Genomic DNA, 21,825 nt, shown 5'->3' with positions numbered 1-21,825 from the left:
GCCGTGGCCTACCCCTCGCCGCGCCGCCGTTCACCCGTCCCGCTCATCCTCGCCCTGCTCGCGCTCGTCCTGGTGCTGGCCGTCTGCGCGGTGCTCGCCGCCGTCCTGCTGACGCGCTCGGACGACGACCCGCCGCCGACCGCCACGGCCGGGCGCCTCAGCGCTACGGGGATCGTCTCGATACTCGACCGGCAGCGCCTGGTCTCCGCCGACACGTGCCGCGCGGAGACGGGCGCACCCCCGGCGACCAGTCAGTCTCGGTGCGACCTCGGCGACGGCGCCGAGCTGATCGCGATGGGCTTCCAGGACGGCGCCGGGGTCCGCGCCCGGCTTGGCGGGTGGCTCGGTGAGGGCACGCTCGTCCGGGGCCCGAACTGGCTGGTGAACGTCGCCGACCTGGACGACGAGTCGCAGGAGGCGGTGCGGGCCGCTCTCGGCGGGACGCTGGTCAAGCTGCCCGCCTGACCGGCCGGGCGTGCCGGCCGCGACGTGACCTGTTTGGGGACAGCACATCCACGACCGGCACGCGTCCAAGCCGCGCCCGCCGACAACCGCGCTCGTCGGCGGGCGCGGGATCTAGGTGAGGAGCGTCCGCTCGATCCGCTCGGCCGCCCGAACGGCGTCGGCGCCGACACGGGCGCCCGCATCGGGGCCGTCTACCCACTGGTAGCACTGGCCCTCATAGCTCCACCTGATGTGCACGGACGGGCGCCCGCGCCGGTGGACGGCCAGCAGCTTCGCGTCAGGCGCGAGGAACACCGCCAGCTCGGGAACGCGCCGCTCGATGTGCGCACGCAGCAGGTCGAGGTGCTCGAAGGCCGTCATGGCTTCGGCGGCATGTGGGCTGCCAGCGCGAGCGCCGAGTCCTGGATACGGTCCGCCTCGCCGAGCGGCCGACGAGCGGACGTCCAGAACCACAGCCGGTCGCCGTCGCTGGGCCGCGGGGCGCAGGTGACGGTCTCGGTGCGCGGGGTCGCCCCGTACCGGGTCACCCGCAACTCGCGATCGACGATCGAGCAGGTGAAGCCGTCGAAGAGGTTCAGCGCCCGCAGGAGGGCGTGCAGCTGTGCGTCGGCGCGCTGCAGGTAGTCGCCGGTCGCGGGCGCGGTCATTGGCTCACCTCCGCGCCGGCGCGCTCGCTGTCCAACTGGGTGATCTCGGCGAGCAGCTCGCGGAGCAGGTCCGCCGTGTCGGCGCGCAGCCATCCGACGCCGCCGCCGGGCGGGAACTTGGAGGGGTGGCGCTTGGCCTCCCACGGCAGATCCGTCGCGTTCCGAACGTGGTGGTGGACGGCCCAAGCGGGGAAGTCGGCGCGTAGCTGCTTGGCCTCCTGCGCCCATAGGGCGAGGTCATCGGGGGTGGGGTCGCGTCTGGAACTCATGTCGTCACCGTACGACGCTGTGTATGGCCATGTATAGCCTTCCATGGGTTTGCGCAGGTAGGCGTAGCCGTACGTTCCCCGGTATGAGCGAGGTCCCGCCGTTCGAACCGGTCCAGGACGGCCCGGAGTACATGTACGTCCAGGTGGCGAATCACATCGCGGCGCGCATCGAGGCGGGCGAGCTGCCACCGGGCGCGAGGCTGCCGGCGGAACGAGACCTCGCCGTTGAGTACGGCGTCGCGTACCTGACCGTCCGGCGTGCGGCGCAGGAGCTGCGCGACCGCGGGCTGATCGTCACGGTGATGGGGCGCGGGACGTTCGTCGCCGAGCAGGCCGGGGGTGACGCGGGCGAGTAGTACGCCCGTCCCCGCACGCGGAAGCGCCCCGCCGCCCTCAGAGAGGGGACGGGGCGCCCGTGGTCGAGCAGGAGGCGCTACGCGTTCCGCGCGGCGTAGACGGCCGTCAGGCGCTCGTAGGCGCGCGTGCAGTCCACCATGGCGGCCCCGGCGTCGCCGCCGTCCTCGATCGCGTCGGCGAGCGCGGCCGGTCCGGCGGCGGCGGCGTCCAGCGCGTCGGCGAGCTCGGCGTCCCCGCGGTTCCGTCGCTCCGCGGCCTGCTCGGCGAACCGGTTGCCCTGGGCGCGCAGCTCGGCGAGACCTTCGGCGAGCGTGGCGGCGTCGATAGTGTTCGACATGGGTTCGACCTCCTGGGGTCGGATCAAGGGGCCTGGGCGGCGCTGTGATCGCCGTTCCGGGCCCCGCTCGGAGGCGGGGGGCTCTGGTGTCAGCCGATTGCGCAAGTGACTTGCGCTATGGCTAGTTAAGCATCACTGATCCGGATTGCGCAAGCGGCTTGCGGTAGTCTCTTGCGCTATGGACGCGAACGAAGCACTGGAGGCGCTCGACGCCAGCACGCGCCGCTACAGAGAGACAGAGCGGGCGCATGTTGAGGCGCGAGAGGAGACGGTGGCGGCCGTCGTCGCCGCCCTGAAGGCCGGCGCCCGCCCCACGGACGTCGCCATGCATTCCCCGTTCACGGGCTCGCACGTGCGGACGATCGCCCGTGAGCACGGCATTGAGCCGCGCAGGAAGGGCAGCGGGAAGGGCGCGCCGTAGCCGACCCCCGGACAGCCTGAAGGGCCGCCACCAGCACCCGGTGACGGCCCTTCCTCGCGCCCGGCCTACGCGCCCTCGGCGAGCGCCTCACGCACCCGGACGGCGCGCGGGTGCCCGATCCGCAGCTCCCGGCGCAGCGCCCGCAGGGACGGCACGGAACCGGCCGCGAGCACCTCGCCGAACCGGTCGCGGGCGGTCGCGATCAGCGGGTCTGCGGGCGGCCCGGACAGCGCCATTTCGTCGCGCAATTCGTCCCGCTCGGCCGCCTCGGCCTCGCCGTCCGGGACCACGGTCGCGACCGGAGGGGCCGCAGGTGACGGCACCGCCACGGGCGCGGCCTCAGCGTGCGCCTGACGGCCGATCGCGAGCAGCGCGAACGACGCCACGACCATGAGCCCGTCCACCGCGAGAGGCCCAATCCGGGCCGTCAAGGCGTCCTCGCCGTACGCGGTCAGCAGCGCCGCCATGTGCCGGTACGACACCACCGCCGCGACCCCCGCGACCACCGAGGTACCGCCGTACCGGGCCGCCGTCCACGCGAGGCCGCCCGGCCACGGGACGCGCGCGAGGATCTCGACCACGAGCAGCAGGGCGAGGGGGTAGAACGCGGCGGCGAGCTGCGCGCCGACCGGGGGACGGCCGGCGCCGGGGATGTAGTACGTGTGGGCGACGTTCGCCGCCACCGACACGGCGACGCCGAGCCCGAACGCCACCGATGCCCAGCCCTTCCCGCCGCTCACCGGGCCGCCTGGACGGCCGGGCCGTCGTAGTCGAGGCGAACGGCGTCCATCCAGCCGGCGCCCGCGTCGCACCGGGCCCGCGCCTGCTCGGGCGTGACGTACCCGGCGGCCGGGTTCTCGTCGAGGCTCTCCCGCAGCCACTTCAGGCTGTCGGCGAGGTGGTCGGCGTCGTCCCGTTCGGCGATGAGCTGGAACGCCACCGTGACGCGCATGACCCGGTCGGCGAGGATCTTCGTGCGGGTCTCCTCGTGCGCGGCGGTCGCCGCGTACGGGATGTCGAGCGCTTCGAGGACGACGCCGATGATGGCGCGCGTCTCGGCGCTCAGGCCGGTCGTCGTGGGAGTGTTGCTCATGGGTCCGGGTCTCCTCCGGGCTCAGGCCCCGGGCGGTGATGGGCTCACCGTGTCCGGGGCCGCCCCGTCTCACATCCGTCTCACGGAAGGTGCGGACGGTCGCGGATCGGGGCGTCTGAACTGGACTTTTGCCGGACCCTGACTTGCGCCTACGGACTGTGCGGACTGTCCCGGACGGGTTCCACTCCCCTACGGATCAGAAGGTTAGGGGTTCGAATCCCTTCGGGTGCGCCCAGGTGAAAGCCCCCTTGCGATCTTCCGCAAGGGGGCTTTTGCTAACGGTCTTGCTAACAGGGCATCTGATCTAGGCGGCGTCCTCCACTCGCTTGGCGAAGATCTCGGCTGCCTCCACGAGCTGCTGATTGACGACGTGTGCGTAGACCCGAAGCGTGATGGACGGGTCAGCGTGGCCGAGTCGAGCGGCCACGACGTGGACGGGGACGCCCGCCAGGAGGAGGGTCGTCGCGTGGATGTGGCGGAGGTCGTGAAGCCGCGCGTGTGGGAGCGGCTCAGCCGGTGACGTCCCGTCCGTGGGTGTGTTGTGGAGCTTGATCAGGGACGTCATGAGGGATGAGACGGTGTCGGGGTGGACGGGTTCGCCCCATCCGGTGGCGAAGACGTAGCCGTCCGCCTCCTTGTCGGCGCCCTTCCAGGACTTGCCGAGCTTAAGCTTGTCGGCGAGCTGGCGCTTGCGATGGGCCTTGAGGGCGTCGACCGTCCCGGCGTCGAGGCTGACCGTGCGGGACCGGCCGCTCTTGGTCGTGCCCTCGATACGCTCGCCGGCGATGAACGACGCCGAGCCCTTGATCTGCATGGACGCGCCGTCCAGGTCGACATCACGCCACCGCAGGTGGAGCAGCTCCCCACGCCGGGCACCGGTGTACGCCGCCAAGTGGAAGAAGGCGGAGAGCCGGTGTGTTTCGGCGACCTTGAGGAAGGCCCGCAGCATCGCAGGCGTCCAGACCTCGCCGGGCTCGGCAGAACGCATCCGGGGCCGTTTAGCGCGCTCGACCGGGTTGGACGGGATGACCTGGTCGACCAGGACGGCGTCGCCAAACGCCTTACGAAGCACGGCGTGAACGTAGGCGACAGTCCGAGGCGAGAGCCCCGTGCCGTGCCGTCCGCCGGTGGTGACGAGGTCGCGGTAGAGCTTGGTGATCTGGCCGGGGCGGACGGCTTGGAGCCGCAGGCCGCCGATGTTCGGCTTGACGTGTCGGTCGATCAGGTGCCGGTAGTCGGCGAGGGTCTTGGGCTTGATCTCGACGGCGTGAGCGTCGAGCCATTCGTCCAGGTACTCGGCCACGGTGATGGCGTTGCGGTCGATGTACTCGCCGCGCCGCGCTTTGACCCGTGCTTCGTCGCGCGCCTCCTTCGCAGCGTCCTCGGTGACGAACCCGCCGACCCACTTGGGTTTTGAGACGCCAGTTTCGGGGTCGGTCACCCGGATGACATAGGACCAAGTATTGCCGCGCCTCATCACTCCATCGCGCAGCTTGGGCCGGCTCTTGCTCGTCTTGCCTCTACTACTCGGCATGGCTTTGGAAGGCAGGCGTGGCTTGCCGCTGTCGGCGGAGTCGATCATCAGGCGGCCTCTTCCATGAGGGTGTTGATGTAGTCGTTGAGGGCGTTGAGCGGGATGCGGCGAGAGCCATCGATGCGGACTGAGCGCAGCGAGCCGGAGGCGAGAAGCTCGTAGAGCTTGCTGCGCGAGATGGCCAAGGCTTTGGCTGCTTCGGGAACGGTCAGCAGGAGCTTGGGCACGCGGTACTCCGTTCATCGGTGGTGGTAAGTGGGGGCAGCGGTTTGCCGGTCAGGGCAGCGGTGAGCAGTGCTTCGCCAGGCGTCATGCCTTGGCCGAGGTAGCGCCAGTGCGCAATCACGAGGACCTGGTCGTCATCGAAGGGCAGGCGACCGGTCGTGATGTCGTCGTGTTCGCGCTGGTTGTGCTCGATACGCGCCGCACGCAGCGCGCCGAGGGTGGTGGAGTAGCGGCGGGACTTGGTAGAGAAGTGGCCGCGGAAGCCGAGCATGTGAGCCCACTCGGTCAGCCGCAGCCCGGCGTATTCCTCGATCGCGCCCAGGCGCAGGCATTCGGCGATGAGCCGCCGCGCGTGGCCGCTCACGGGGAGGTTGGCCAGGTCGTCGGTGGGGCGTATGCGGCGGTCGAGGGTGCCGACGCATTCGGCGGCTTTGGTGGCGTACTTGGCGATGTAGCCCGCGACCGCGCTATCGGTCAGTTCCCCCGTGGTGGTGATCGGACGAACGTCGATCTGCGATCCCCACACGTGCTCTGTCGCCGGGATGTCGCCCGCAGCAGGTGACGAGACGGTGACCGCGCCCGCCGCGTGATCCACGGCCGCCTTGAGCAGGTCAAGGGAAGCCCAGGCGGGAGGAGGGTTGTCGGGGCCGCCGGGTCCGTCGAGGCGTATGACGGCGTGGAAGTGGACCAGGCCGCGCCGCTGGTACTCGGCGACCTTGGCGAACGACACCGTGAGCACGTCCCGCAGGTCGGAGACCCGCAGCCCGGCCGACCGCGCGACGTAGCGCCGGAAGGCCAGGGTGAACCGCCGCCACAGTTCCGGGGCGTGCGCGTTCCACAGCACCGCCCCCGTGTAGTCGAAGCAGTCGCCGCAGATCGGTTGCCCGAGTCGCGGGTCCCCGTCAGCGTGGCGGACGGTGCAGGAGACCGGCCGCCCGTGCGGGCACGTCCCGCCCTCCCGCCGGGGACGGCAGGCCACCACGCCTCCGCCCTTGCCGGTACGGCGGGAGTGGACGGGACCGAACGAGGGCGCGGTGAGCGTGACGAACGCCGCCGGATGCGTCGTGACGGTGTCCGGGACGCCTTTCCCGCCGACGAGTCCGGCGCGGACGAGTTGGTAGGTGTCGGCCCGGTAGACCTCTGCACACGCCGGACAGCGCGAGGCCCGCCGGGTCTTGCAGGCCACCCGCAGCACCCCGCCCGGCTCACGGGCAGTGGAGTAGTGGCGCAGGATCTCGCCGGTCAGCGGGTCGAGGTGGGTGACGCGGCCGCGTAGGTGGACTGGTTGGGCACAGCCTCCGGTGGCGTGTGCGCGGCGTGCCCAGGCGCGGAAGTCGGCGCGGTTGTAGCGGTTGGCCATGTCGCGTGCGGCAAGTGGGCTGATGGCGGGTGCCGGGTCGGGCATGATGGGGCGGTCTCCTCGCCTGTGCGGGTGGTTGCGGGTGGTGGGGCGACCCCGGCGTGGCCGCGGATGCTTGCCGGCGACAGCGGCCACGCCGGGGATCTAGAAGGCGGTGGTGAACCGCGCGAGGGCATCGGCGACCAGCGCCAGGCCGCCGACGATCGCGCGGACGGCGTGTGCGGCGTTCTCGGGCTGGCGGACCAGGAACAGGCCCAGGACGAGCCAGAAGGCGGCGAAGGCGCAGCGGCGCAGGAACATGGCGGGTGCCTCTCGTGTCAGTGGGTGTGGCCGTGGCCGTTGCAGTCGGGGCAGGTGGAGCCGTCGGAGGCGACCCCGCCCCCGCCGCACGTCCCGCACACCCACCCGACGACGAGCACCAGGAGCACGGGCAGCGGTCGCGGGTGACGGGCGAACAGGTGGCCGGGCACGATCGGGGTCGGCTGGCCGGACGAGGTGGTGGGGTTGGCGTGATCCGTGCGAGTGGTCATTGCGGTTTCCTCCAGCGGTCAGGCGAGCGATGCGGTTTCGGTGCGGAGCTGGCGGAGCAGGTCTGAGGCGAGCTGGTTGGAGACGCCGAGGCGTGCGCGGAGCGCGTCACGGGTGATGGGCCGCCCGTGCTCGGTTTCGTGTTCGGCAGCGACGCGGCGGGCGAAGTCGACCAGCGGACCGGCCGGAGCCGACGAGCCCGACGAGGGCGACGCGGCCGAGGACGACGCGGACGGCGTCGAGGCGGAGCGTTCGGCGGGGATGGGGATGGAGGTCTGGCCGTCCTGCTCGTCCTCGCCCCGCTCGGTGGTGTGGTGCTTGACGGCCGGGACGGCGGCGGTGACCGTGGGCCGCTCGTCCTCCCACACCACCCACGGCGACGCGGACGAGGATGGGACGGACGAGCCCGCCGAGGACGGAGTCGGCGTCGAGGACGGGGACGGGCGGCCGAAGGAGTCCGGGACCGGTGAAGGACGGGCCGCCGAACCAGGGCCGGCCTTGCGGCGTTCCAGCATCGACACCGCGACCAGGAACGCGCCCGCCGGGGTGCCCGCGGTGATCCAGCCCCAGACCGATGGGTCGGCCTGTGCGAGGTTGGCGGCCAGTGACAGCAGGATCCCGCCGACCAGGACGACGGTCGGCCACGACAGCCGCCCGGTGTCGCGTCCGGTGCTCTTGTCGCGCTGCCGCTCTCCGGCTGCCATGACGCAGGTGAGGTCGATGCAGACGGCGATGGCCCAGGCCATCCAGCCGGTTTGGCCGTGTTCGGTGGCGGTGTCGCGGATGTGGGTGAACGACCCGGCGGCCGCGATCCCCGCGAGTACCACCACCGGCCCGGAGTCGGCGACCGTGCCGAGGATGCGCCGGGTCATGCCGCCCGCCGGGAGGTGACGAGCGCCAGGAGCGCGGCCAGTTCCGGGTCACAGCGGTGGGTGTCGGCCCAGCCGTCGACCTCCCCGGAGCGGGAGGAGGCGAAGGAGTCGGCGCAGCGCTGGCAGCGGGCGAGGTGCAGGGAGCGGAACTCGTCCCACTCGACGCCGACCGGCCAGACGTCCCAGGACGACACCACCGACGACCGGGACGAGCCCGAGGACGACGAGCCGGACGGCGAGGACGGGGACGGGACGACGCTGAACCGGGGACGAGGACGGGGACGAAGGGCGCGGACGCGGGCGACCATCGGGCAGCCTCCAGGACGGGTTTCGGGCATGGGTCGGGTAGGGACGTGGCGCGATCAGGGCTCACACCGAGCCAGAGGAGAAGAAGGAGAGAGGGAGCCGGGCCGGTTACGCGGCCGGGTCGACGGCCGGGACCGAGCCGACGAGGGCGTCCCAGTCCGGGGTCAGGTGCGCCCAGTCGCGGGCCGCCTGCTCGGCTTCACGCTCGGGGACGAACACCGAGCGGGCGCGGTGCCAGGCGCCGTCTTGGCCGGCGACGATGCAGACGCCGGGTGTCTCGGCGGGGATGGTGCGGGCGGCGTCCAGGGCGGCCGGGTCCAGGTCGCCGAGCGTCATGTTCGCGGTTTCCGGGTCGTTGACCCGGTGGCACACCCGCCCGGAGAGCTGGGCGCGTAGTGCGGTGACGCCGGGTCCGAGGTCGGAGCCGATGCGCTGCCCGCACACGATCAGGTGGACGGCGAACGCCCGGCCGAGCTGGGCGACCCGCAGCAGCGCGGTAGCCGTCCGCGACACCTCCTCTTTCTCGGACTTGTCGGCCATCAGGAACAGCTCGGCGACCTCGTCCACCAGGACCACGACAGGGACGGGCCGCAGGTGTTCGGGGAGCGTCCAGACGTTGCGGGCACCGTGCGCGCGGCACGTGGCCATGCGGTTCTCGACCTCGCCGACCAGATCGGCCAGCAGGTCGACCGACTCTTTGCGGGTGGTGGCCAGCGCCGACAACCGAGGCGCGTAGGGGGTGAACTCGACCCCGCCCTTGAGGTCGAAGCCGACCAGGGCGACCGGTTGCGGGGCCAGGCCCTTGATGAGCGCGTTGGCCAGGTTGGACTTGCCCGACTGTGTCGCCCCGGCGTTGAGCCAGTGCGGGACCGTGCGCAAGTCGATCAGCCAGTCACGGCCGTTCTCCAGCTTGCCCGGCCGCACGGTCAGCAGTTCGCCGGTTTCGGGTTCGGTGACGACGTCGACCAGCGGGTCACGCATGGTGGCCCACAGCGTCACGTATCCGGGCCGCACATCGACTACCCGAACCGAGTGGACGCGCCAGGCGTGCGCGATCCCCTCCGCCGCCTTCTCGTAGTCCGCCGGTACCTGCCCATCGTGCAGGCGCAGCCGCATGCGCCAGCCGAGCCGGGTCGGCCGGAGGACGCCGAGGCGGGGAGCGCGTTCGACGTCGACGCGCCGCACCCGCCGCTTCTGCTCGACCACCGTTGCGGCGGACCGTGAGGCGGGACCGACTACGGGGATGGCGTCGAGGGTGAGCCGGAACCGCCGCCGGTTACGGGTGAGCTTGCAGCCCGAGGCGACGTGATGCCACGTCAGATACACCAGCACGGCCCGCAGCGGGAAGGCGACGCCGTACCAGAACGAGGCCGGGTGAAAGCGGCGCCAGGCCCAGAGCCCGGCCGCCGCAGCGGCCAGGACCCCGAGCACCCAGAGCAGGTCAGTCATGACCGGGCCGCCGTTCAGGCCACGCCCGCCGAAGCGGACGCATCCGACGACCCCGACGAGAAGGCCGACGAGGGCGACGACGGCGCGGCCGAGGAGACGGGCGCGATCCGGTCGGCGCGGTAGGCCACGCCCCACCGCTTCTCACCCCCGAGCACCGCCTCCCACGGGAACGCGACGAGGCCGACCGGCGTCACGACCTCTCCGATCGTCACCGACTGGTCCCCGACCACCGCCACGTTCAGCAGGTCCACCCGCCCCGACGCGTCCGCGGCCGACAGACCCACCGTGAACACCGTCTGACCGTTGCGGTCGGTCTTCACCTCCCCCGTCTCCTGATTGACCAGCTTGGGACGCGGCGGCGACACACACACGAACGTCAGCGCCGACACGTCCACCGGGATGTTGCGCATGAAGCCCCTCCAGGCTTGAAGTGAACTACCTAGATACCAAGGTACCTAGGTAAGTGATGAAGTCAAGCGTTAGACCGAAATTTTCTGCAGGTACCTAGAGACCTAGTCCAGGCGTAGACTGCCTGACATGGCAAAAGGCCCGGTAGACCGACGCAAACCGTACGTGCGCATCGCTGACGACCTGCGCCGCGACATCGCGTCCGGCGTCTACCCGGTGGGGGAGACCCTGCCGCCAGGTGCCAGACTCGCCGACCAGTACGGCGTCTCAGGGATGACCGTCAGCAACGCGATTGCCGTCCTGCGCGAAGAGGGATTGGTCACCACTCGGCAGGGTGCTCGTGGCGCAACCGTCATCGCGACCCCGGACGCCCAAGAGGCCGGCGACGCCCCGCCGGAGCGAAGCGAGGAGTTCCGACTCCTCTTCACTCAACTTCAGGACATCCGGGGCCAACTACGCCGCCTGAGCGCCAGGCTTGACGACTTGGACGAGCGAACGAGGGACAGCTAATCCAAGTCACGTTGCCGTCCACAGGGCAGCAGCCCGAGGGTAGGACCACGCCCCAAACGAAGCACATCCGCAATCAGCACCGCTGACTCGCGACGCCAACGCAGGGATTCAGACCACCCTGTTGCCCTTCAGCGCACCGCGCACCCTGGGCCCTTCCCTCCGAGCTTGATTGGCGACGGCCGCGCGGCAAGGCCCAAGGTGCCCCACCGACTGCCTACCGCGCGGCCGTCAAGGCCATGGCCACCCGTCGGGATGCGTAATGGCCATGGCCAGCTCCCGTACCGACACCGCTTCAACCAGGCGCCATCCGTCCCTACTGCGGACCAGCGCCCAATACGTCCGGGTGTACGGCCCCAGCCAGCACGGGACGCCGAAGTCTTCGGCGATCTCCTCCAGGGCCGCGCCGGCGTCCATCAGGACCCGTCCGTCTCCCCGGACGAGCCCGCGGCCGAGATCCAACGGTCCAGGGCTGTCGTCACGCGCGCCACGGCCAGGTCGATATCCGCGCACGGTGCGAGCAGTTCGCCGGTGCTGGACCGGTACCACCAGCCGCCGTCCCCGGCCGCAACGGTGATGCTGTCGCCCAGGCACGGCGCGTCGGGGAAGAAGACCCGCAGTATGGGCCGGGTCTCGGCGTACCGGCGGTCCACCGTCCAGGCCCGTCGCCGCAGTGTCCGCGCGAGCCGGTTGAGGTGCCGCCGTGCGGTGAACGGCCGAGGCAGCGCGACGAGTGCATCCGGGGGGATAAGCACCCGCCGCGCCGCCTCAGCCTCCCCCAGGGCCGTCCCACCCAGCGCAGGGACGACCCCATCCGGTGATGGCGGCGGGGTCCACGCCACCATCACCAGGCCCTTTTCATCACCGGACGGCCCGCGCGCTGCCGCTCCTGCTTCAGCGCCTCCCGCAGCGACGCCGCGTCCGACCGGATCACGGTCGGCTCGACGCCGGCGGCCGGGTCGCGCAGGGTGGCGACCCAGTCGCCCAAACGCCCGTCCCAGCGCCGCGCCCGCCAGATCCGGTGACCGGTGAACTCTTCCCGGAGTTGCCGGAGCGCCGGGTCCTCGCTCTGCGCATGCGTTTCCATCGCGGGGTTCCTCACTCTGAGTCCTTCATCTCAGGCCGCCCCGCTCTCACGGGCCGGACAGGTCGATTCAGTCCCGTGAACCCGAGCCGTGATCTGCCGCGTCCGTGCGTGGAGTTCATCGAGTTCCGCAGTGATCTCGGCGAGTTCCGCGAGCAGGAGCTGACGCTCTTCCTCGGTCAGTCCGACCGCCTTCTTCCTGGTCCTCGATTGCCGTGCAGGGGGAATGCGGACGACGGCGGCCCGCCGGTTGCCAGTCATCGCGCGTCCTCCGATCCGGTGAACTGGTCGAGCCGGTTGCGCAGCTCAGCCGCGCTCTGCCCGTACAAGGCACCCCACCCGCGCCGCTTGGCGACCCAGCGGCCCGAGCACTCGCGCGCGATCGACCAGCCGGGGAAGTCGGCTTGCAAGCCGTCCAGCAGTCGCTTGATCAGCGTCGACGTTCCGCTACCGGCGAGGCCGTTCACGACGTCACCACCTCGGCGCCGCCCGGACGGACCTGCTCGGCGATCCGCCGAGCCGCTCCCGGCATGTCGTTGACCAGGTGCTGGCACCCGTCCTGGTCCCAGGAGAAGTACCGCCCGGAGTACCCGACGAAGACCCAGACGATGACCCCGCCCCCGTCGGTGAAGACGGCCAGGCCGGCAACGTCGTCACGGACCTCGGATCGAACCTCGTATTCGGTCAACTCGGCCCGCAGCCCCGCCAACAACTCGATCTCAGGAGTGGTGTCGGTGTTCACGCTTCTAAGGTGGCCGGGAGACACGTCACGTCGCATTACCGCCTGTATCGCATCCAGGACGGATCGTTCTCGTCTTGTCTCGTCTGATGCTCGTCTGTGTTACGTTCCTGCCGTCGGAAGGTTGGTGATGGCGAATCCCCCCGTACGGCTGAAAGTGCTACTTCGAGAGAAGCACTGGCAGACGCACCAGACGTTTTGCGGCGAATACGACAAAGCGGCAAAGGGCATTGACCCCGGCCTTGTCGGGAGTTGGCCCAGCCGAGCACAGTTCCACCGCTGGCTCAGCGGTGAACTCAAGGGGCTTCCGTACCCGCATCACTGCCGCGTGCTGGAGAAGATGCTCCCCGGCTGGACGGCTGAACAACTCTTCGAGCCGTGCCCGCCGAAGGAGTCCAACCAGCCGCAGAGCGACCCGGACGAGCCCATGGCCCCCGACGTCGCCGAGCTGCTCACCACCCTTGAACACCACATCGACACCCCCCAGACCGGCGAGATCAGTTGGGGCACCACCACCCGCACGATCCCCGCCGCCAAGGCCCGGCTCGCAGCCGCCAGAGCAGCCACCAGCGACCACGCCCAGGACCTCGGCCGCAGACTCCTCCAACTCCAGCGCGACCGCCGCCTGAACGATGCCGACATCACCGAACTAGCCGGCCTTTCCGGCCACGTCGTCGAGCTGGCGAAGACCATCGGTCTAGAGATTGCCGAGGACGGCGCCGCGCGCCTGGAATACCGCTTCGACCTGCTGAACCTCAGTGATACGCCTCAGGCGCGCATGTCGCGTGAAGTGTGGTTCGAGCACACCACCGGCCCACTGTCCATCAAGCCGGTCCCCGACATTGACCGGCGCATCGCCATCCAGCGCATCCACGACACGACCAACCTCGCCAAGTTCGCCTTTCAGATCTCCCCGCCGCTACGGCCTGGGGAGTGGGCCCGCGTGGGCTATGTCTGCGAGGGCGGCAAGTTCGACCTGAACCACTACTGGCGCGAGGCGATGCCCCGCTACTGCCGCCGCTACGAGATCAGCGTCCGGCAACGCCGTGTCGACCTCGGCGGGTGCACCGCGACCGAGGAGCACCCGGACGGTTCGGAGAATTCCGCCACGGATAGCCTCGTTTGGGACGTCGAGGGTCAGGACGCCGTCATGTCGTTGACCCGTGACCACCTGCGTCCGAACCAGTACGTGACGCTGCGCTGGGAGCCGATTCGTGAACCTGCGTGACGAGATCGAGGCGACCCTACGAGCCTGGCACGCCTACGAGACCGGCCGCGGATCAGCCGCCGTCATCGACTTCGATTGCGCCCCCACCACCGCAGTCCCCGAACCGGCCAGCAGCCGCCTGGCCGTCCACCAGCGCCTCGCCGGCCTCCACGCCCGCACCATCGAGACCGGAGCCGCCCGCCTTACCGCCCGTCTCACTGCCGATCTGGCATACCTCGGCGCTCTCCTCGGCGAACACGCCCCGCTCAATGACTACGTCCGGGCGACCCAGGGATGTCCGGCCGCCGGATGGCAGGACGGCTACATCACCCACCGAGGCGACCAGGCCCGCCAAGCCTTGACCGCCCTCGGCATCCAGTGGGGCCCCGACACCGCACGCGACCTCAACGCCATCGAAGGCCCCATCGAGACCGACGACGCCCCCGACGCGATCCGCCAGGCCGCCACCGACTACGAACAAGCCGTCCGCCAGGCCACCGGCAGCACGGCCCCGTTCAACCTCACCATCGAGACCACCGAGGTAGACGCCTACTGGGCGTACTGGCTGGATGGCGCCGGCGACAAGGTCCGCCTACGCCTCAACCTCCGCCGCGCCAGCTTCACCAAGGTCGCCGCCCGCCAATTCGCCCTACACGAGGTACTCGGCCACGGCCTCCAGGGTGCGAGCTGGTCAGCCCGAGCAGCAGCCGAAGACGTCCCCTGGGTACGCCTGATGTCGGTACACGCCCCCCAACAAGTCCTCCTCGAAGGACTCGCCCAAGCCCTACCCCTCTTCATCACCCCAGACGACGAGCTACTCGTCACCCGCACCAGGTTCGACCACTACAACCAACTAGTGCGCGCCGAACTGCACATCGCGCTCAACCAGGGCGCGAGCATCACCGAGCTGGCCGACCACGCCCGCTTCCGCATGCCCTGGATCAAGGACGCTGCCATAGCCGACCTCCTCACCGACCGAGGAGCCAACCCACAACTACGCTCCTACCTCTGGGCCTACCCCGCAGGCATTGACTGGTTCGCCAACCTCGCCGACGCCGACAAGCCCACGCGGAGCACCGTCCTACAGGCCGCCTACCGAGACCCACTCACCCCGACCGACCTAGAGACCCTCTGGCCAGCAGGCCCCGCAATCGGCGGCCAGGACAGCTAAAACCGCAGGTCAGCTAGGCAACCCGCCGACCGGATGAGAACTTTCTATACGTCTTCAAGGGCGCCCGCTCCGCGGTCGCCGGCGGCCGACCGCCCCGGCGCGCCGGGCGTGCGGCCTGTCCCGTCCGGTCCCGCCGCGCCACGTCGCCCGCCCGCGAGGACATGACGGCGTCCTCAATCCACGACCTCGTCGTTCTCGGGTTTTCGATGTTCGGGATGTTCCTGGTTTCCGGTTTCCTGAATGTTTCGGGTTCTCGGGTTTTCGATGTTCGGGATGTTCCTGGTTTCCGGTTTCCTGAATGTTTCGGGTTCTCGGGTTTTCGATGTTCGGGAAGTTTCTGGTTTCCGATTCCCTGAATTCTTGCTCGTTCCTAAAGTTTCGATATGCTGAAAAGTTCCTTGGTTTGCATGTTCCAGAAAGTTCGACTTCTGGTATACGAATTCTCTCGAAGTACTTTTACTCTCTCCGGCGATGTTCGGCAAGGAAGGTTCTAGAAGAAAATATCTGAGCGGTATGGTTTTCGGGCTCTCCGCGGTGGCTGCTGTGATGTGACCCCCTGACCAGGGGCTTAGTCAGGTACGGTAGCAAAATGTGATGTAGGTCATACCCTTCTGGGTGGGCGGCCACTGAACTGCGTGTTCGCACGAAAACTGTCCGCCTCGGGCGAGACGGAGGTATCTCGGTGGCTGACCTACCGACGAGTAGGGGCGTCGCGCCAGAATGGCAACGATATGGTTCGGAGTGAGTGAAGGGCCGCGCACGTGAGCCCATTGTCCTGGCCGGAGATGCCTCACGTGCGCGGCTGAAGACCCCAAGAAGGAGGCCTCATGGCCAGAGTACCGAACAGGCCGAGCCCTGTCCCGATCGCGATCGTCATCAGTGTCTTGACGGTGGCGCTTGTCGCCCTCGACATGGATCCTGATGACGTGCGCGGGATCGTGACGGAGATGGTCTGCCTGGTAACGGGCTTTCTCGCCGGACGCTCAGGGCAGCCCCGTGCTCCGGGGGAGTAAGTACGGCTACTCGTAGCCACAGGCGCTGCGATCAACGAGATCGGCTGATCGTGCGCGAAGCGGGGGGCTCGCGGCCCCCAGCCCCCCGCGAGCGTGGGCACTCGTTCGCGCGAGACGGTCTGTTGTAGCGTCTCACCGTTCGCGCGAACGAGCGCACCGGCCGGCGCAGACTGCTTCGGCCTGCGAACGCGGGTGCTAACAACTCCGACTGCCCAACCAGCAAGCAGACACCATGGCGCAACCAAGCACTCGGGTGGATGCGAAGGGATGCTGCTCCGGGCAGACGCGCCGCTGCTCGGTGGGCACTGACGGAACGTAGCCGCGGGCCAGCGTCGGGATGTCGAGCCCAAGCGAGCGGCGCCCCGGCAGCCGTGCATTGCTGGCGAGATCGTCCGCCATCCGGGTGCGGTGTGAGTCCACGTGCAGGGCTCGACGCGAATCCCGGTTGACTCCCTCCCCTGTCTGAAGGAGGGGAGGGAGTGCGTCGACCAGCGGCGCAGTCTATGGGTAGTTAATGCCGTCACGCTCGAAGATGTCCTCGATCAGGGCTTTGTTGGTGGCAGTGGAAAGCTTGGCGCCGATGCCTTCGGCCGTAAGATCGAGTGCCCGCAGGCTCTTGCCGACTCTGATGACCGCCAGGCATCGGCGGACCCATTCAGGGTGGTCCTGCACGTACTTGGCCAGCGCGGTCCATTTGGCCGAGGTGTCAGCCAGGTCCTGCCGGTGCGGGTCGACGATATCCAGCACGTAGTTCTCGTCGCCGTCGTCATGCCAGAACAGGAAGTCCGGGTGCATCAGTAGGTACTTGTTGCCGAACTCGTACGGCACAGCGAGCGCGTGGCGCCCGGAAGACGGGTTGCGGTACCAGCCGACGAGGGTCTCGGCCGCCAGTTCTGCGTCGAGCACTTCTTTCTCCCAAGACGATCGGGAGGTATCGACCGGGAACCCGCCCGCCTTGGGCCTGCCTTCACCGATGACGTACAGGTGGTGCGCATACGTTGGGATCGGCTCGGTCCTGCTGCCTTTGACGATCCTCTCGGTCGCCGCCGAGTAGACGTCGCGGGCTTGGACCGTGGTCGGGTGCATCGGTGAGGCACCGAGGTAGAAGAGCGGCTCGATGAGATCACGCACATGGCGCGGCTTAACGGCGACCTTGGCCTGGTGTTGTTTGCGCCAGGCGCCGATCAACTCGGTTGCCTGCTCCTCGATGAGGTTCTTGAAACCGAGTCCGGCCATCGCGGCGACCCGGGCGGCGGCGTCGATTTCGTCGTAGTCGCGATCGCACAGGTCGTTGTAGTACCAGGCAGCCGATCCGTCAGGAAGCAGCCGTACCGCGCGGTTGTAGTAGGCGTCCAGGTCACGTTCAGACGTCGCCGCCTTGTTGACCCCGGTGGTCAGCATGATCGCGGCGTCGTAGTTGACCACGGTGGTGTTCACCGTCAGAGCGAGGATGTCGTCCACCTTGGCGTCGATCTCGTCCTTACGCTGCCCGTCGGCCGCCTTCATCTGGTCGACGATCCAGGCTCGTGCCCTGGCCGAGGCGCTTTTGACCAGGCCGTGTTCGTTGAGCGCGGCGGCCAAGCGCATCAGCTGCGCCGTCCGCGTGGGGAAGGTGACCTTCGGCCGCGTGTACGACGGCAGAGTGTCGAGCAGTTCGAACAGCTTCGCTGGGACTGTGGTCGACCGGCCACAGGCCTCCGGCGTGATCATCACGTCGACTTGCACCGTCTCGTCCTCGGTCAGTGCGTTGACGACGCGGGTGACGTGTTCGGTGCGGAATCCCGGCAGGTAGGCCACCACTTCGTTGAGCCGGTCGTCGCCAGAGTCGACACGCTTGGCCAGCGGCGTGCGGACGAGCCGCCCGATCAACTGGGCGATCTCTGTATAGGAGTCTTTGCCCTGGAACGAGACCAGCACCTCGGCACGAGGGCAGTCCCAGCCAGTGGTCAGAGCAGACTTGAACAGAACTACGCGGGCCTGGTCGTCGCCAGAGATCGCCTCCGGAGGCAGGTAGCGGATGATCTTGTCACCGACCTTCAACGGTCCATGCGGGTCACCGAACGCGTGGGCCACGGCGTAGTCGCTCAGCTTCGGCCACGCCGACTCCATGACAGCGAGGATCTCGGCCAGCCGCTTATCGGTGACCTTCGGTTCGACCTGCACCACAAGCAACGGCTCCACCAACCGGTCGCCAGTGTTGTCGTGATGCGTGCGCCAGGATTGACTGGCGGCCTTGAGGTCGTCGACGGCCAAGGCCAGCATCGTGTTGTCCGCCGACTGAGCTTCGGCGATGTTGCGCAGCAGAATGCGGTCTTTGAGCAGGCCTGATTCGCGCACGTCACCGGGCGGGATGTTGACAGGTCGCATCGTGCGGTTCGCTGCTTCCATCGCTGCGTGGAACCGATCGGGCGTCGCCGAGATGCCCAGCACGACCGGCGCGGCCGGCTGGACGGTACCGACGTTGGTCAGGCCTCCATTGACGATGGTGCCCGCGATCGTCTTGCGCTCGGTCTTGGTCGTGCCCGTACCCCGATGCGCCTCATCCCAGATGACGACGAAGTCCTGGCCGCGTTGCTTGACCGTGTTCGCAATCATGTCCCAGGCGCCGTGAGTGCGCTTGTCGTTCTTAGACCCGTCAGGTCTCGTGGCATGCAACGTCGAGTTCTTCTGCAACGCCTGGATGTGGACGAAGTAGATGTAGCCGGCCTCTAGCGTGGGTTCGTCGGTGTCGAAGAGAAACCTGACCCGGTTCGCATCGATCTCGCCGCCGGAGGCTTGAAGGATCTTGTTGATCGTCTGTCTGTTCAGGGACCGGTCGTCGGTCAGCCACAGCACCGTCAGGTCTGGATTGGGTTCCCGTGTCGGCGTGCCCAGGTACAGACCCTCCAGAACGGCGGTGGCGATCACCGTCTTACCTGCCCCAGTCGGGGCCGTGAGGCCGACGGCGGTGAGTTCGCCATCGTCGATGTACCCCGCGCGAGCCTTGGCGAGGTTCGTCAGGACATCCTCGACTGCCTTGGTTTGGTAGTCCTCCAGCGTGAACTTCACCGAGCACCACCAGGGATGTTGATCGTGTAATTCGACAGGTAGTCCTCGTACAAGCGAACCGTCTCGATGCCGGTCGGAAGTCGCTCGACCGCCGTCTGATACTCCGTCGGCGAATCGGTGATGATGAACAGCACCTGCGGTGGCGCGTCTCCGGCTGCTGCCTTGGCCACGGCATTTGCGAACGGCGTCAGTGCATCGATCGAGAACAGCACGCCGTAGGACTCCGTCAATGCCCACCCGTCGTCAGGGATTTCGTCGACCCGCTCACCACGAGCGCCACCTTCCATCCACATCAACGGCGCGACCGGACCGTACTCGCGACCACGCCGCACGCGACCGGGATCGAGATACGTCAGGCGGAAAAACTCGACGTTCGCAGCCAACCCGTCTGAGTACTTGGAGCCATCCGGCCGCGTGCCCGTCACCACGGTCGAGATGCGCGGTCGGCAGACGTACTCGAACACGCCTTTGGACTCCCACTCCGGATCGCCAGGATGGAAATCTTCGTTGCGGAGACGCTTTGCCTCACGTGCACCGAGCTCGTTATTCGTGACCAAAATACTCTGTCGAGTGCCGCCGTCCTCGACGTTCAGGCGCATTACCGCCTCGGTGGTCGTTCCTGACCCACCGAAGAAGTCGACTATAACCGCGTCCCCTGGAGCGGCGAGTCTGATCCAACGCATCAGAACTTCATGGTCTTTTGGGTTGGGGAAACGTCGATCACCAAGCACCGCAGTGAGGTGTTTGCCCGAGGAATTGCGGTCGCGCACGAACACCGACTCTGGGACGTGGGTGTCCATGGTGTCGAGATAGGAAATGCCCCCGGCGCCGGTCGTGTGGTCAGGGCCGAAATAGATCAATCCCCGGGAGATCATCTCACTCATGGTCTCGCGGGAGTATCGCCATCCGTTGGGATGCATCCGCACGGGCTTTCCGGTTACCGGGTGGGGAAGGTCGTACTGGAGGTTTGGTCGCGGATTCGGCGACCGAAGATCGGCGTCCGTTCTGATTGGGCGACCAGACCCGTCGAGAGTAACGAAACGTGTCACGGCGTCGGAAGACGTTCCTTGCTTCTTGAACTCTTTCAACCACTTGCGCCACCGCTTGGTCGCTTCCGTGTGATCACCGCTGGTTTCTTTCCAGATCTCGCTGGCCTTAGCGAGTGCTTCCTCGGCACCCGGCTTCTTCTCTCGCCACCGGATGCCCTGCTCGGCAAGAGTCGACTCATTTTTTGTGTAGATGAGCATGTAGTCGGCGCCGTTGGAGACATAGCGGGAGTCGTTCTTTCGTCCGCCCTGCCACACGACGTCTGACAAAAAATTTTCGGCGCCAAAGGTCTGGTCCAGCAACATCCGAAATCGGTGGTGTTCCTCGTCGCCGATCGCCGCGATGATGACGCCGGTTGGCTTCAGGAGATCCCGTGCGATCAGCAGCCGCCGCTCCAGAAAGGACAACCACTTTGAGGACTTGGCTCGGTCGTTGTTGTCGACGTAGCGGTCATTGTAGATCCAGCCATCGTTGCCGGTATTGTAGGGCGGATCGATGTAGATCAAATCCACCTTGTTTCGGTGTGTCCAGCGAAGCGCCTGTAGGGCATGGAAGTTCTCGCCATTTATGACGGTGTGCCATGGGGCGGTCGCCGGACCATTCTGAATGCGTTCGATCGACTGAAGGCCCGGGTAGATCGGCTCGCCGAACTCGCGGACCACCACCAGGTTGGAGACAGCCTGCTCGCCGCCGTCGCCGTCGAGCACCGCGACTGTGCGGGTCGTGTCAGTGAAGCCGACCACTCGCCAAGTTGCGACGGCTGACTCGTCACGAAGCGACACCCGGACACCTTTGCGGATGGGATGGTCGGTGAGCTTCACGGACTCGGGTAGATGACGGTCGAACACGAGACCGAACCGGCGCGAGCCCCGGAGTAGCTCCACCTCGCGCGCCAGCCGGCTGCGCAGAGCCTCGTCGCCGACTCGACTGATCAGCTGATCAAGGACGTTGGTTTCGTCGTCCACGTAGCCCACCCTCGCAGTGTTCTCGGACCGTCCCGGAAACACTATCTGCCGGGCCGTCTGCCCCGGTTAGGTCTGTGTGGCTGTGCCGGAACCGGACTGATCGGGAGCGTGTTCAGTGTGTATCTGGTACAGGCACGGACGTCGGGACTGTCCTCCGGGCCACGCCCACTTGCCCTCGATCGGTCATCGGAGGCGATGCGCCGAATGCGGGCCGAATCTGACCGTATGGTGGAGAACGTGCAGGCCAGCGCGGTTCGGCGGTGGGACTGTAAATCCGCCGTCCGGATGTCGAAGGCATGTGCTGGTATGCGAAGCTGGGCAGGGCGACTGCGCCGGCTGAGCGGGCGTGAAGCGGGGGCCTCGCGGCCCCCAGCCCCCCGCGGGCCGGAGGGCACGCCCGCGCGAATCCGTCTGTCACACCGTCTCGCCGTTCGCGCGGGCGCACCCTCCGGGACGGGTGTGGGTGCTAACGGCGGTGCTAACAACGGGGTTGGATGAGCTTGGACGGGTGTGGACGTGCGGGAGGGCGCGGCGCTGGTCAGGGGATGTGCGGGGACATGCCTGGACGGTGCTGATCTTGCTACGGATCAGAAGGTTAGGGGTTCGAATCCCTTCGGGTGCGCACCAGGTCAAAGCCCCCTTGCAATCCTCGCGAGGGGGCTTTGTGCTACCAGACTGACGTCCTGCCGGGCCGCGGACGGAGTGCGCCTCCCGTGCCGAGGTCGGAGGGAAATGCGAGCCGCGAATGAGAGATGGGACATCTCTGCCGGCTC

At 68.2% G+C, this 21,825-nt stretch carries 28 protein-coding genes; 6 read left to right on the top strand and 22 right to left on the bottom strand.

Translation table 11 applies throughout. The features are described from left to right. Nucleotides 1–3: 3 nt before the first annotated feature. The gene (locus tag ACGFI1_RS39235; RefSeq protein WP_392792762.1) at nucleotides 4–465 is read left to right on the top strand and encodes a hypothetical protein; all 462 of its coding nucleotides are present in this window, start codon (nucleotides 4–6) and stop codon (nucleotides 463–465) included. A gap of 111 nt (nucleotides 466–576) precedes the next feature. Here ACGFI1_RS39235 and ACGFI1_RS39230 read toward each other — a convergent pair whose 3' ends face one another. Genes ACGFI1_RS39230 through ACGFI1_RS39220 form a run of 3 tightly spaced genes read right to left on the bottom strand, consistent with a single transcriptional unit; the run spans nucleotide 577 to nucleotide 1,381 of the window. Further along, on the bottom strand, nucleotides 577–825 hold the full coding sequence (locus tag ACGFI1_RS39230; RefSeq protein ID WP_392792760.1) for a hypothetical protein: 249 nt from the start codon (nucleotides 823–825) through the stop codon (nucleotides 577–579). After that, nucleotides 822–1,112 (bottom strand): hypothetical protein, encoded by a 291-nt coding sequence (locus ACGFI1_RS39225; protein ID WP_392792759.1) that lies wholly within the window; start codon nucleotides 1,110–1,112, stop codon nucleotides 822–824. The genes ACGFI1_RS39230 and ACGFI1_RS39225 overlap by 4 nt, the downstream gene beginning before the upstream one ends. Beyond that, a complete protein-coding gene (locus ACGFI1_RS39220) occupies nucleotides 1,109–1,381 on the bottom strand; it encodes a hypothetical protein (protein WP_392792757.1) in 273 nt (90 codons plus the stop codon). The genes ACGFI1_RS39225 and ACGFI1_RS39220 overlap by 4 nt, the downstream gene beginning before the upstream one ends. A gap of 83 nt (nucleotides 1,382–1,464) precedes the next feature. Between ACGFI1_RS39220 and ACGFI1_RS39215 the strand changes: the two genes are divergently transcribed. Then, a complete protein-coding gene (locus ACGFI1_RS39215) occupies nucleotides 1,465–1,737 on the top strand; it encodes a GntR family transcriptional regulator (RefSeq protein ID WP_392792756.1) in 273 nt (90 codons plus the stop codon). Nucleotides 1,738–1,814: 77 nt separating this feature from the next. Here the strand turns inward: ACGFI1_RS39215 and ACGFI1_RS39210 are convergent, their stop codons facing one another. Beyond that, nucleotides 1,815–2,075: a hypothetical protein gene (locus ACGFI1_RS39210; protein ID WP_392792754.1), complete on the bottom strand. Its 261-nt coding sequence runs from the start codon at nucleotides 2,073–2,075 to the stop codon at nucleotides 1,815–1,817. A 178-nt stretch (nucleotides 2,076–2,253) separates the two neighbouring features. On the opposite strand from ACGFI1_RS39210, the gene ACGFI1_RS39205 reads away from it, so the two are divergent. Then, on the top strand, nucleotides 2,254–2,496 hold the full coding sequence (locus ACGFI1_RS39205) for a hypothetical protein (protein WP_392792753.1): 243 nt from the start codon (nucleotides 2,254–2,256) through the stop codon (nucleotides 2,494–2,496). 65 nt (nucleotides 2,497–2,561) lie between these two features. Here the strand turns inward: ACGFI1_RS39205 and ACGFI1_RS39200 are convergent, their stop codons facing one another. From ACGFI1_RS39200 to ACGFI1_RS39150, 11 genes are all read right to left on the bottom strand, one after another. After that, a complete protein-coding gene (locus ACGFI1_RS39200) occupies nucleotides 2,562–3,236 on the bottom strand; it encodes a DUF2637 domain-containing protein (RefSeq protein WP_392792752.1) in 675 nt (224 codons plus the stop codon). Beyond that, on the bottom strand, nucleotides 3,233–3,589 hold the full coding sequence (locus tag ACGFI1_RS39195) for a hypothetical protein (RefSeq protein WP_392792750.1): 357 nt from the start codon (nucleotides 3,587–3,589) through the stop codon (nucleotides 3,233–3,235). Before ACGFI1_RS39195 ends, ACGFI1_RS39200 begins: the two co-directional genes overlap by 4 nt. Before the next feature lie 304 nt (nucleotides 3,590–3,893). Then, nucleotides 3,894–5,171 carry a tyrosine-type recombinase/integrase gene (locus ACGFI1_RS39190; RefSeq protein ID WP_392792749.1) on the bottom strand — a complete coding sequence of 426 codons (1,278 nt, stop codon included), beginning with the start codon at nucleotides 5,169–5,171 and terminating at the stop codon, nucleotides 3,894–3,896. Then, a complete protein-coding gene (locus tag ACGFI1_RS39185) occupies nucleotides 5,171–5,350 on the bottom strand; it encodes a helix-turn-helix domain-containing protein (protein ID WP_138633223.1) in 180 nt (59 codons plus the stop codon). The genes ACGFI1_RS39190 and ACGFI1_RS39185 overlap by 1 nt, the downstream gene beginning before the upstream one ends. Beyond that, complete coding sequence (locus ACGFI1_RS39180; RefSeq protein ID WP_392792748.1) at nucleotides 5,332–6,753, bottom strand: replication initiator; 1,422 nt, start codon at nucleotides 6,751–6,753, stop codon at nucleotides 5,332–5,334. The genes ACGFI1_RS39185 and ACGFI1_RS39180 overlap by 19 nt, the downstream gene beginning before the upstream one ends. Before the next feature lie 99 nt (nucleotides 6,754–6,852). After that, entirely contained in the window at nucleotides 6,853–7,008 is a 156-nt protein-coding gene (locus tag ACGFI1_RS39175; RefSeq protein WP_386876570.1) for a hypothetical protein, read from the bottom strand. 17 nt (nucleotides 7,009–7,025) lie between these two features. Continuing rightward, complete coding sequence (locus ACGFI1_RS39170) at nucleotides 7,026–7,238, bottom strand: hypothetical protein (RefSeq protein WP_392792746.1); 213 nt, start codon at nucleotides 7,236–7,238, stop codon at nucleotides 7,026–7,028. 18 nt (nucleotides 7,239–7,256) lie between these two features. Continuing rightward, nucleotides 7,257–8,108, bottom strand: coding sequence for a DUF2637 domain-containing protein (locus ACGFI1_RS39165; protein ID WP_392792745.1), 852 nt, complete (start codon nucleotides 8,106–8,108; stop codon nucleotides 7,257–7,259). Continuing rightward, nucleotides 8,105–8,416 (bottom strand): hypothetical protein, encoded by a 312-nt coding sequence (locus ACGFI1_RS39160; RefSeq protein WP_392792743.1) that lies wholly within the window; start codon nucleotides 8,414–8,416, stop codon nucleotides 8,105–8,107. The genes ACGFI1_RS39165 and ACGFI1_RS39160 overlap by 4 nt, the downstream gene beginning before the upstream one ends. A gap of 106 nt (nucleotides 8,417–8,522) precedes the next feature. Further along, nucleotides 8,523–9,863 carry an FtsK/SpoIIIE domain-containing protein gene (locus ACGFI1_RS39155; protein ID WP_392792741.1) on the bottom strand — a complete coding sequence of 447 codons (1,341 nt, stop codon included), beginning with the start codon at nucleotides 9,861–9,863 and terminating at the stop codon, nucleotides 8,523–8,525. A 14-nt stretch (nucleotides 9,864–9,877) separates the two neighbouring features. Then, nucleotides 9,878–10,273: an SCO3933 family regulatory protein gene (locus ACGFI1_RS39150; RefSeq protein WP_392792740.1), complete on the bottom strand. Its 396-nt coding sequence runs from the start codon at nucleotides 10,271–10,273 to the stop codon at nucleotides 9,878–9,880. A gap of 127 nt (nucleotides 10,274–10,400) precedes the next feature. Here ACGFI1_RS39150 and ACGFI1_RS39145 point away from each other — a divergent pair, with 127 nt between their 5' ends. After that, nucleotides 10,401–10,781 carry a GntR family transcriptional regulator gene (locus ACGFI1_RS39145; RefSeq protein WP_387076600.1) on the top strand — a complete coding sequence of 127 codons (381 nt, stop codon included), beginning with the start codon at nucleotides 10,401–10,403 and terminating at the stop codon, nucleotides 10,779–10,781. A 413-nt stretch (nucleotides 10,782–11,194) separates the two neighbouring features. On the opposite strand, the gene ACGFI1_RS39140 is transcribed toward ACGFI1_RS39145, so the two are convergent. The 5 genes from ACGFI1_RS39140 to ACGFI1_RS39120 form a co-directional block, all read right to left on the bottom strand. Then, on the bottom strand, nucleotides 11,195–11,533 hold the full coding sequence (locus ACGFI1_RS39140) for a hypothetical protein (RefSeq protein WP_392792739.1): 339 nt from the start codon (nucleotides 11,531–11,533) through the stop codon (nucleotides 11,195–11,197). An 89-nt stretch (nucleotides 11,534–11,622) separates the two neighbouring features. Next, entirely contained in the window at nucleotides 11,623–11,865 is a 243-nt protein-coding gene (locus ACGFI1_RS39135; protein WP_392792738.1) for a hypothetical protein, read from the bottom strand. A 30-nt stretch (nucleotides 11,866–11,895) separates the two neighbouring features. Further along, entirely contained in the window at nucleotides 11,896–12,123 is a 228-nt protein-coding gene (locus ACGFI1_RS39130; protein ID WP_387076605.1) for a hypothetical protein, read from the bottom strand. After that, nucleotides 12,120–12,329 carry a hypothetical protein gene (locus ACGFI1_RS39125; protein WP_387076607.1) on the bottom strand — a complete coding sequence of 70 codons (210 nt, stop codon included), beginning with the start codon at nucleotides 12,327–12,329 and terminating at the stop codon, nucleotides 12,120–12,122. The genes ACGFI1_RS39130 and ACGFI1_RS39125 overlap by 4 nt, the downstream gene beginning before the upstream one ends. Further along, nucleotides 12,326–12,604 (bottom strand): hypothetical protein, encoded by a 279-nt coding sequence (locus ACGFI1_RS39120; protein ID WP_392792736.1) that lies wholly within the window; start codon nucleotides 12,602–12,604, stop codon nucleotides 12,326–12,328. Before ACGFI1_RS39120 ends, ACGFI1_RS39125 begins: the two co-directional genes overlap by 4 nt. Nucleotides 12,605–12,731: 127 nt before the next feature. Between ACGFI1_RS39120 and ACGFI1_RS39115 the strand changes: the two genes are divergently transcribed. Further along, on the top strand, nucleotides 12,732–13,829 hold the full coding sequence (locus tag ACGFI1_RS39115; protein ID WP_138639419.1) for a hypothetical protein: 1,098 nt from the start codon (nucleotides 12,732–12,734) through the stop codon (nucleotides 13,827–13,829). Beyond that, nucleotides 13,816–14,979, top strand: a complete 1,164-nt coding sequence (locus ACGFI1_RS39110) for a hypothetical protein (RefSeq protein ID WP_392792735.1) — start codon at nucleotides 13,816–13,818, stop codon at nucleotides 14,977–14,979. Before ACGFI1_RS39115 ends, ACGFI1_RS39110 begins: the two co-directional genes overlap by 14 nt. Before the next feature lie 1,514 nt (nucleotides 14,980–16,493). On the opposite strand, the gene ACGFI1_RS39105 is transcribed toward ACGFI1_RS39110, so the two are convergent. Both ACGFI1_RS39105 and ACGFI1_RS39100 read right to left on the bottom strand, forming a co-directional pair. Continuing rightward, entirely contained in the window at nucleotides 16,494–19,040 is a 2,547-nt protein-coding gene (locus tag ACGFI1_RS39105; RefSeq protein WP_392792733.1) for a DEAD/DEAH box helicase, read from the bottom strand. Continuing rightward, on the bottom strand, nucleotides 19,037–21,052 hold the full coding sequence (locus ACGFI1_RS39100) for a site-specific DNA-methyltransferase (protein ID WP_392792731.1): 2,016 nt from the start codon (nucleotides 21,050–21,052) through the stop codon (nucleotides 19,037–19,039). Before ACGFI1_RS39100 ends, ACGFI1_RS39105 begins: the two co-directional genes overlap by 4 nt. Nucleotides 21,053–21,825: the final 773 nt, after the last annotated feature.

Source organism: Actinomadura geliboluensis, assembly GCF_043197915.1.
Lineage (GTDB): Bacteria > Actinomycetota > Actinomycetes > Streptosporangiales > Streptosporangiaceae > Spirillospora > Spirillospora geliboluensis.
Note: the sequence above shows the minus strand (reverse complement) of the source record. Positions and strands in the feature narration are given on the sequence as shown.